The sequence below is a fragment of the candidate division TA06 bacterium genome, from assembly GCA_004376575.1.
In the GTDB taxonomy this organism is placed as follows: domain Bacteria; phylum Hydrothermota; class DG-26; order E44-bin18; family E44-bin18; genus E44-bin18.
In genome coordinates, this window is record SOJN01000066.1 from 1 (window position 1) to 8465 (window position 8465).

At 51.4% G+C, this 8465-nt stretch carries 6 protein-coding genes and 1 pseudogene; 1 reads left to right on the forward strand and 6 read right to left on the reverse strand.

Translation table 11 applies throughout. The features are described 5' to 3' along the window. Positions 1 to 330: 330 nt before the first annotated feature. On the reverse strand, positions 331 to 1569 hold the full coding sequence (locus E3J62_05285; protein ID TET46098.1) for a hypothetical protein: 1239 nt from the start codon (positions 1567 to 1569) through the stop codon (positions 331 to 333). Between the two features lie 396 nt (positions 1570 to 1965). Here E3J62_05285 and E3J62_05290 point away from each other — a divergent pair, with 396 nt between their 5' ends. After that, the gene (locus E3J62_05290; protein TET46099.1) at positions 1966 to 2799 is read left to right on the forward strand and encodes a hypothetical protein; all 834 of its coding nucleotides are present in this window, start codon (positions 1966 to 1968) and stop codon (positions 2797 to 2799) included. Between the two features lie 428 nt (positions 2800 to 3227). Here E3J62_05290 and E3J62_05295 read toward each other — a convergent pair whose 3' ends face one another. From E3J62_05295 to E3J62_05315, 5 genes and pseudogenes are all read right to left on the reverse strand, one after another. After that, on the reverse strand, positions 3228 to 4232 hold the full coding sequence (locus E3J62_05295; GenBank protein TET46100.1) for a hypothetical protein: 1005 nt from the start codon (positions 4230 to 4232) through the stop codon (positions 3228 to 3230). 250 nt (positions 4233 to 4482) lie between these two features. Continuing rightward, positions 4483 to 5397, reverse strand: a complete 915-nt coding sequence (locus tag E3J62_05300; protein ID TET46101.1) for a hypothetical protein — start codon at positions 5395 to 5397, stop codon at positions 4483 to 4485. A 312-nt stretch (positions 5398 to 5709) separates the two neighbouring features. Then, positions 5710 to 6111, reverse strand: a complete 402-nt coding sequence (locus tag E3J62_05305) for a hypothetical protein (protein ID TET46102.1) — start codon at positions 6109 to 6111, stop codon at positions 5710 to 5712. Positions 6112 to 6285: 174 nt separating this feature from the next. Further along, a pseudogene (locus E3J62_05310) lies at positions 6286 to 6510 on the reverse strand (type II toxin-antitoxin system Phd/YefM family antitoxin). A gap of 78 nt (positions 6511 to 6588) precedes the next feature. Continuing rightward, positions 6589 to 7362 (reverse strand): GNAT family N-acetyltransferase, encoded by a 774-nt coding sequence (locus E3J62_05315; GenBank protein TET46103.1) that lies wholly within the window; start codon positions 7360 to 7362, stop codon positions 6589 to 6591. Positions 7363 to 8465 lie beyond the last annotated feature (1103 nt).

Below are 8465 nucleotides of genomic sequence, written 5' to 3' on the forward strand. Positions count from 1 at the left end.
CACTGACACTACGTGTCGTCCACACCTTCCGACGCACAGACTGAAAATCCCATTTGAACCAATTCCCCAACTCAAACAGACGAAAGAACTTGCCCGAACCGCCTTATTTTTCAGGGCGCTTCAGCATTATGGCTGTTATGGTGATTATGCCCTTTTCGTTCTCTTTTGGTGAGAATTTGGCACAAATCTGGCACAGGCCTTTCAGGCATCGGAAATGTCAAGATGTCAGGCCGTAGACCCGAGGGCTTTTCGGACCAAGGGACGCTGTTTGACATCACAGTCACGAGAGCCTTATTGCTCAGAACTTTGGCTGGCGTAGCCACATGAATCTCAAGAGCTAAGGTCGAGAAGTCCCTCGCTACTGCCGATTTTCTCAACTATGGTCTCCGAGGTCTCCTCGGATTGGAGATATCTTTTGTACATTTCGAGCAAATCAACGGTTGTCATGAGACAGAACTTGTTGTTCCTACCCAACTCCATGGCCGATTTAGTGTAGGGGTCCTTTCTCTTGCTGGGCTCCATGTCCCTATAATGATTCACAATGAGAACTCCTTTCACATTGGGATTGACCTCGATCCTATTCAGCCACCAATCTAGAAGCTGGCGGACATCGTCAATATTCGCGTAGCCTTTAAGCCCTTTCACTTCTACAAGACCGTTAAGCTTCTCGTGTTCTATCTCTATGTCCTCCCGACCCCCGTCTTCTTTTTCCTCAGCATGAATACCCATCCTATTGAAGACTTCAGACACCCGCCGGGTCAATTCTCTCCCGCTGAGGTACAGCAGGTCCTTAGGCCTCGTAAGACCTATGAGCTTGTCATGACTTTCTGCGAACGATTGCCTGATCGTACTAAGTTTGCGTAGAAGAGGTTTCTCCCCTGGCAAAGTCACTGAACATATCCAAAGAGGTGGCTGAGGAGTTTCCTCGGTCTCCTCCAAGTAGTTCGCTTTTATGCCGTCCAGTAGTTCACGAAGCAAAGAGGAAGACACATCTGCAGCGCGTGGCAGCGCAAGGATTCTTCCATCATCGATCTTTGCAAGAGCGCAAACGCATTTCCTATTGGGAGAGAACGCTATTTCTTCGTAGCCTCTGAACTTGCCTGGCCGTGATACCGTGCCCGCAACAACCTTGGCCATTTCGGAGAACGAAAAGACCATTGCCTCGTTGGCAAGATATTTTCCCTTGTTCATCACCGCAGACCAGCGGAATTTGTGCTGGCTCTTTCGGACGATCTTACCTATCCAAGTACTGCCACAAGTCATGGCCTCTCCGGAATGGCTAGAGTCCACACTTATATACGAGTTTATGCAGCTCCCACTATCGCGTGAGACAAAAATGCAAAGATGGCCGCCGTCAGAGAGGAAGCGATGGAGAGCAAGGCCTAGCACAGATGGGGGCTTTACGGCATTCAGAAAAACGATGTTATAGTCGAATATGCTGAGAGAATCATCCCACCGCCATCTACGACCTCCGTCTGTCCGATAGGACTCAGTCTTGGGCCATGAGCGGAAATGCTCTCCAGCCAGCCTCTCTGGGAGTTTCTTAAACCCCACGAACAAGACTCTCATCGCTGCCAACTCCTCGCTGTGTCGCTCTGCCACCTAATATCTTCATGCAGCTGCGATGTCACAGAGAACGGAACGCTTCTAGGCCCCGTAGGCACCCAGTTACCACAATTACACCAAGTGCAGGTTATCACTCACCCAGAAGATTGTCAACTGACTGTGTTCATTTTTCATTTCTTCGGGGGCAGCGGGCCTCGCAAATTCATGGCTGTGCCCATCGTGGGAGGAGGCCTACTTGCTTGCTTCCACATATCCGGAAATGCGGGGATAAGCATATGACAAACCTGCCCTCAGGTTGACAGAGGGCAGGGCGACCCGGGCGCGAATCTCTGTCTCTCCCCCATCTCGACTCTTCCACCAATCCGTTGACTTCTGGTTGGCCGTGGCATAGAATTCTCTTTGGAAAGTGAAGATTCTGTCGTCTTTGAGGAGACAGATGTCAGGAAGTCAAGCCCGGCACGGATGCCTGCACAGGAGGGACTGGAAGCCATGAGCAGAGAGAAGAAGAAGAAAACCAAGAAGTCAACCGAAAATGGAGTCCGGCTATCGGGAGTCGCGGAAGAGGCAATCGACTTTGGGAAAGCCCTCAGTATCCTGCTGCCAGTGCCATTGAGTCTCGCTGCACAGATGATTCTATCGGCTTTAGGTATTCCGGTCAAAATGCGTCAGCAGCAGCTTCTGCAAGAAACAGCCGATGGTCTGCAGGAACTTCAGGCAAGATTTAACCAGGACCTGACTCCCGAGAAGCTCGCACAAGATCCAGCATTTGTTACTGCGTTCTTGCAGGTGCACCAGATAGCGATGCGAAATCATCAGAAAGAGAAACTTGAAGCTTTACGCAATGCGCTCCTAAATGTAGCGCTGAAGAACACACCCGATGAAAGTCTCCAACTTATCTTTCTGAACTTCATTGATACTTTTACTCCTTGGCACATGGAGATATTGAATTACCTCGACAACCCAAGCTCTTGGATGAAGCAGAGAGGTGTTCCAGTCCCAACGTGGGGGCAGGGTTCACTTAAAGGTCTTATCTCAATTGCAATGAAGGACCTTCAACGCCCGCCCGGGCTGGATGACTTTGTTCTTCAGGACCTGAAGACAAAAGGACTTATTCCGGAGGTCCTCTTGGGTGCCGCTATGTCAATGGAGGGTCTGCTTGGATCTTGGACGTCAGAAATGGGGAAAGACTTCATCAATTTCGTGACTTCACCACTTGATGACAGTGCAAAATAGGTTGAGACAGGACGTCCGGGTCCGGCAGCGGTACCGGTAATGTCAAGAGGTAGGAACCGAAGAACTGAAGCCTGGGGTAGGATCAAGGGATGGCGCTGAGGACTGAGCCTGGGCCTATCTGTTTCTCCCCGTTTCCTCTGAGAGTGCCACAATATCCCAACCATATCCGGACTCCATCCCCTGCCACATCAAACGGTACGTGCCCTGATCGAGCATACCGCTTTCCTGTCACCTTCAGTCAAAGGAGCTTTCCCACATTCGCGGGTGTTAGTCAAATTCTTTCGCAACAGTGATCGTGGCATCTATTGGTGATGATTTGGCGCAAATCTCGCACAGCTCCTTAAGGCATCGGAAATGCCAAAATGCCAAGCACCGTCCCCAGTCTTTTTAAACACGGAGTAGATCTTTTGTTAGCAATCATCCCGGGTCTAGGCCAAGGGAAAGTACTCAAAGGTGTAAGCTTCAGAGCTAGCCAGAAGCTCGGCGAGCACCGATTGGCTCAGCGGAAATTCTTTGAATTGGTCGTACGCCACATTCAGAACTGAGACGACCGCGACAATTACATCGGACACTTTCGCCCTGAGACCCCGAACGTATGTCACGACATCCTGGTGAACTAGAGTGTCACGGAATAGCGCTGGCACGAAACTCGAGTCTTTGGGGCGGCTTGCTTCAGCTGGTTTCATATGTTTTTCCAAGATATAGGGCCATTCGCGCGGGAGGAATGCATGAAAGCGACCAGCCCTATCGTGCAGGTACACGTAGCTGAACACGGCGTCACCCAGATGAGCCGCTTTGTTTCGGAACATTCGCATCAAGGGAAGCCAGTCACGTTCCGGTGAGTCCGGGTGTACGAGCGGCCGCAGCGTGTCGTACAACTGCATCAAGAAATCTTCCTGTGGGGTCAAAACGAGCCCACTCGTCGAAAGTGGTCGATCCAACCAAGCTTCGAGCTTCGAGAACTGAGCGCGGCCCAGGCGTAGGCTAGGAATAAGACCAGGCAGGAAGACCGCAATGAGGCCGGCAAGCGCGTCCAGCGCGCCCTGCAGTGACAGCAAAAGGTACTTGAAATGTCGTCGTGCCCACTCGTCGGCGTCTGGGTCCCACGGCTCACCGCGAATCTTTTTGCCGGGATCATATGTTTTGCTTTGAGCCTCGACGAACAGGCGGACCTGCTCATCTGCGTCCACGAGCGACTCTCCAAGACTCGTTAGAAGCATGCCGAAGTAACTGAACAGGATGTTATCCTCATCTGCAAGGAAGCGCGGAGCAGTACCGAACGAAAGGTAACTGGCCCGGGTGTACAAATCGAAGACGCACACTGGAATCGTCCCGGTGTCGCGCGCCTGCACCCAGCTTTCCTCCGGCTCGGTTCTCTTGACCGGGGCAGTTATCGCCAGATCGATGTTCAGACTGCAGTCTTCAAGTCGCATAGATCACGCTGGCTAGCATACAGCATTTTGAACCATCTAATCCAATATCCCGATAGATTCTTCCAGTCTATCTTGGCCCCACCTTATCATTGCACCACAATCGTCTTGTTCAAGAAGTATCTTTCCACATTCGCGGGCGGCTGTCAAATTCTTTCGCACCGGTTGTAGAAGCGGCTATTGGAGATGATTTGGTGCAAATCTCGCAGAACTCTTTCAGACATCAGGAATGTCAGAAACTCAAGCACCATCTCTAATCGGAGGAGCTGTCCAATGCATCTTCGAATTGCTGAACGTCGATTCCCCAAACATCGGCTCGGGATTCGAAGTACGACCAAAGAGAGTCGTAGCGACTAGCGAGCTTGGTGTTGCCAGCCGACCTCCATCTTTCCTGCTCGGACCTCACGAATCCATAGGCCTTGGGCAACAGCTCGTCAAGGATGGGTCGCACTCCATACTCCTTGAACTCCGATCCAAGGAAATCGAGCGCTGTCCGCCCGTCGCAGTCGGTGAAGAACATCCGTTCACACGATATGGCCAGTTTCCGCGCAACCTGCCCAAATGGAGTATTGGCCTTCTGATTGGCGACCACATGAAGGTAATGCTTGAGCTCATTGCCTACCACTATGCGGGGATAGCCAGCAAACTCCGATTCCAGATGGACCGCACGCACGACGGCTGGACCGTAGATCTCGCCATCTTCTAGTGGGATTGCCAGGCCTACATCGACACCACCCCGGATTGCTTTGCGTGCGCAAAGGCAGAGTACGTGCATACCGCACGCAGCGACCAGCGCCGCTGTTACCCCACTCATAGGCCTGCAGTTCTCGTGCCCATCATCAAGGAGACACACGGCAATAACTATGCAGTCAGAGAAGTAACGGTAGTCTACTTCGATCCTTCTAGCCTCGCGCATTGCTGTGCGTACAGGTTCATCCAGCTCAACCACGAGCGACGATTCGCTCTGCCAAGCATCTAGATAGCTCTGGTACCATTTTCGCAGGTGGGGCAGGAATCCCGCTGTATCGCGCAGAATGCTGATTACCTTCTCCTCATCCTGGCTTGAGGTTGGAAGCTCGCGCAAGTCCCGTAGGCGCTGTCGCTGGCCGAGGACGTCCGCGAAGAACACAAAGTAGTATGCCAGATTTATGTCGTCCTGCTGTGCCATAAACTCACCTAACGGCAGTTACACAAAAGAGCACTGGGGATGGCATTTGACTTTTTGACAGTTGAAGGTGTAACACTTGGTACCGCCATAGCCTCCCCTTAAGCCATCTTTCCACATCCGCTAAGGGTTGTCAAATTCTCTCGCAACAGTGATCGAGCCCAGGACCCGAAGGCTTATGATGATCGATTGCACGGCAGGTCAGAAATACCTGGGTGTGGCCAAGTCGAGCATCATGAGGGTGAGCAGCCTCCGAAGTATTCCCGCTAATGGAAAAACTGTGCGCCGTGATTTGCGCGTCGGCTACAGTGCAGTTCAGACATTCTTCGCATAATTTCCAATGATTTTGTATTCCATTTTGAGAAGACAGCGATGTTTGTTGACACGTTCTCGATCCTGCCAACCATGGCAGGTCAGGAAGCCCGAAGATTCGATTTCCCCACTGGCTACAAGTTTCGAGACTGCGCTCGATAGATTGAAGCCACCCGAGATACACTCAACGTAGGGGCATGTCATTTCAAAAAATGCTTTGCTGCCGGGCCCGTAGTTCTCCTGTCGTGGACTGGGATTTGATCCCCAGTCGGGTTCCTGAAAGGTCATCTCTATGACCAAGCTAGCCAACTGGGGGAATTTCTCCTTTAGGAGCGGGGCATGATCGTAAGCTTCCCAATATTGCTGCTTCTGCCGTTCATAGATATCGGGCTTCTTCTTTCTCATAAGCGAAAACCTCCTAAAGCCTACTTCACTGAAAACGATTCTTCCACATTCGCGGAGGGTTGTCAAATTCTTTTGCAACAGTGATCGAGCTTAACACCCGAGAACCATCAACGACCGATTGTAGCGCATATCAGAAGTGCAGAAGTACATACCTGTCACCAGCGGTTTCTCGAGCTAATGAGATTTCCTTCGCCCGGCACGCACAAACTCAACAATCTCGTCGCGTGTCAGACCAAGATCGATTCCTCGTACGTTTAGCGGTGAGTTCGGCGCAACTTCTGGGCGAAGTACAAAGACCTACCCATCCTTCCGCCGAATGCGAACCGAACCCTCACGCCGGGCCCTCTCCAACAGTGCAGCAAGTCGTTGGCGCGCTTCTGAATATGTGTAAACCTTCATTCATTCACCCCCAGGATAGGAACACCTGCCCCGGTTGCAGCTCGGATTAGGCTTTGGTCGAGAGGCCGAGCAGAGATGTCACTCTGAGTGCCCGATAGACCTGCCTTTTGCTTCCTCGATAGCTTTCTTCAATTCCGCCTCATCCACCGGACCAACCGAAACTGATTTGCCATTAACATAGATCCCACTACCACCCCAGCGTTCTATGTCTTCCTTGGTGTTTATCACCCGCTCCCGGATTATTGCGTCCGGTTCGAGTCTTTTCGCCATCTCTCCAACTTTTCGGTAGTTGTTGAGCATGAATGGACACGTAACAGAATACTGGATATCAATCTGGATCCCAGACGCAGGAACGTCACCCTTATATGGTGTCTCTGTGAACTCGACTCTTGCACCTTTCGAGATACTCTTGAGCATCAATGAATGCTCGGGAAAGACCTTTGATGTCTCAAAGCCTCTCTTGGTGAAGTAGTCGCAGGGCATCCAGTACTCTCCGTAGCAATCGACCGCTAAACCTTTTCCGCCTTTGGCTTTCACCTCTTCTGCTATTCTGTCCGTGAGTTCCTTGCCTATGCCGCGCTTTCTCCAATTCTTGTTTATGTCCATGCAGTGGAAGTAATAGAGATTCTCACCGACGACAGGGCTCAGGTGGTCCGAGGACGGGAGTAGAATCGACATACCCACTGGCTCGCCAGCGTCATCATAGACCGCATAGGCCAACCAGCCCTCTCTTAGTTTCTTCTTCATATGCGCAACGCACTCATCGACGTCCTTCTTAAACAATTCTCTACGCTCATCCAGGCAGCAATAGGCATCGGCAATATTATCTTCATTGAGCCTTTCTATCTTCATTTTACCCTCCTTTAGGTGCGCGGACAATTCTACCAGATTCCCCTCCCCTGTCCAGTCTATTTCAGACAGAAAGTGGGAGGTGGTTCTATCGCATCTAGATTGCTTCGAGCTGCCGGTGGCACCTCTCGCAATGACCCGTCTACGCCAGCCTACGTCCTCGTTGACTTCCCCACTTCGTCCTGCGTGGCTCCGTGGGACTTCGCGGCTGGCTGCGCTTTTGTTAGCTTCCCCACTTCGCCCTTCATGGCTTCCTGGGACCTTGCGACGGGCAGGCCCCGTGTATCTCGCTTCGCAAGAAACGGGGGGGCCGTGAAACGCCCCGGGCAGGCAGTTGAGAAGTGTTACCTATGTCTCCGTACACTTGTCACCCATGTCTTCGTACACTTGCTACCGCGCTTTGATGTTATCACCCTCTCCTTAATCTCCTTCGACTCTGCGCAGGACAAGCTTCTCCCATCAAGGGGACCCGTGAGAGGTGCTCCTATCACATCTAGATTGCCTCGAGACTGCTTACTTTCCTCCGCCGGCCATGCCGACGAAGGACTGAATATGCCTCGCTCCATCTTACGATGGATCGGACCTATTCAGCTCGCAATGACATTCTTTTGCTGCAGTAGTAGGAGTCCGGGAAAAGGAGATTCTTCGGCGCCCGTTGGGCGCCTCGAGAATGACAGGCTGGTTCTGTTACATGTGATAAGTGCATGAAGATTTGGGAGTTGGGGCTCGTTTGTTTGCGGCTTGACACAATATTTCCAGCGTGCTAATATCGCGCGTCGACGATTTTCGTTTTTCGTTTTTCGATTTTCGCGTTCCTAACATCGTATGATTTGTGCTTGTTCATTTTATTTTCGATTTCCTATTTTCGATTTTCGGTAGTTACAAGGGGCCGAGGTAGCTCAGTCGGTAGAGCACGGGACTGAAAATCCCATTTCAGCAGTTTCCCCAACTTCAGAGAAATAAAGAACTTGCCTGAACGGCCTTATTTTTCAAGCCGTTTCAGCATTATGGCTGTTATGGTGATTATGCCTACTTTGCCCTCTTTTGGTCTGAATTTGGCACAAATCTGGCACAACTAATCTAAGATCTGTGACCTAAGATCGCAG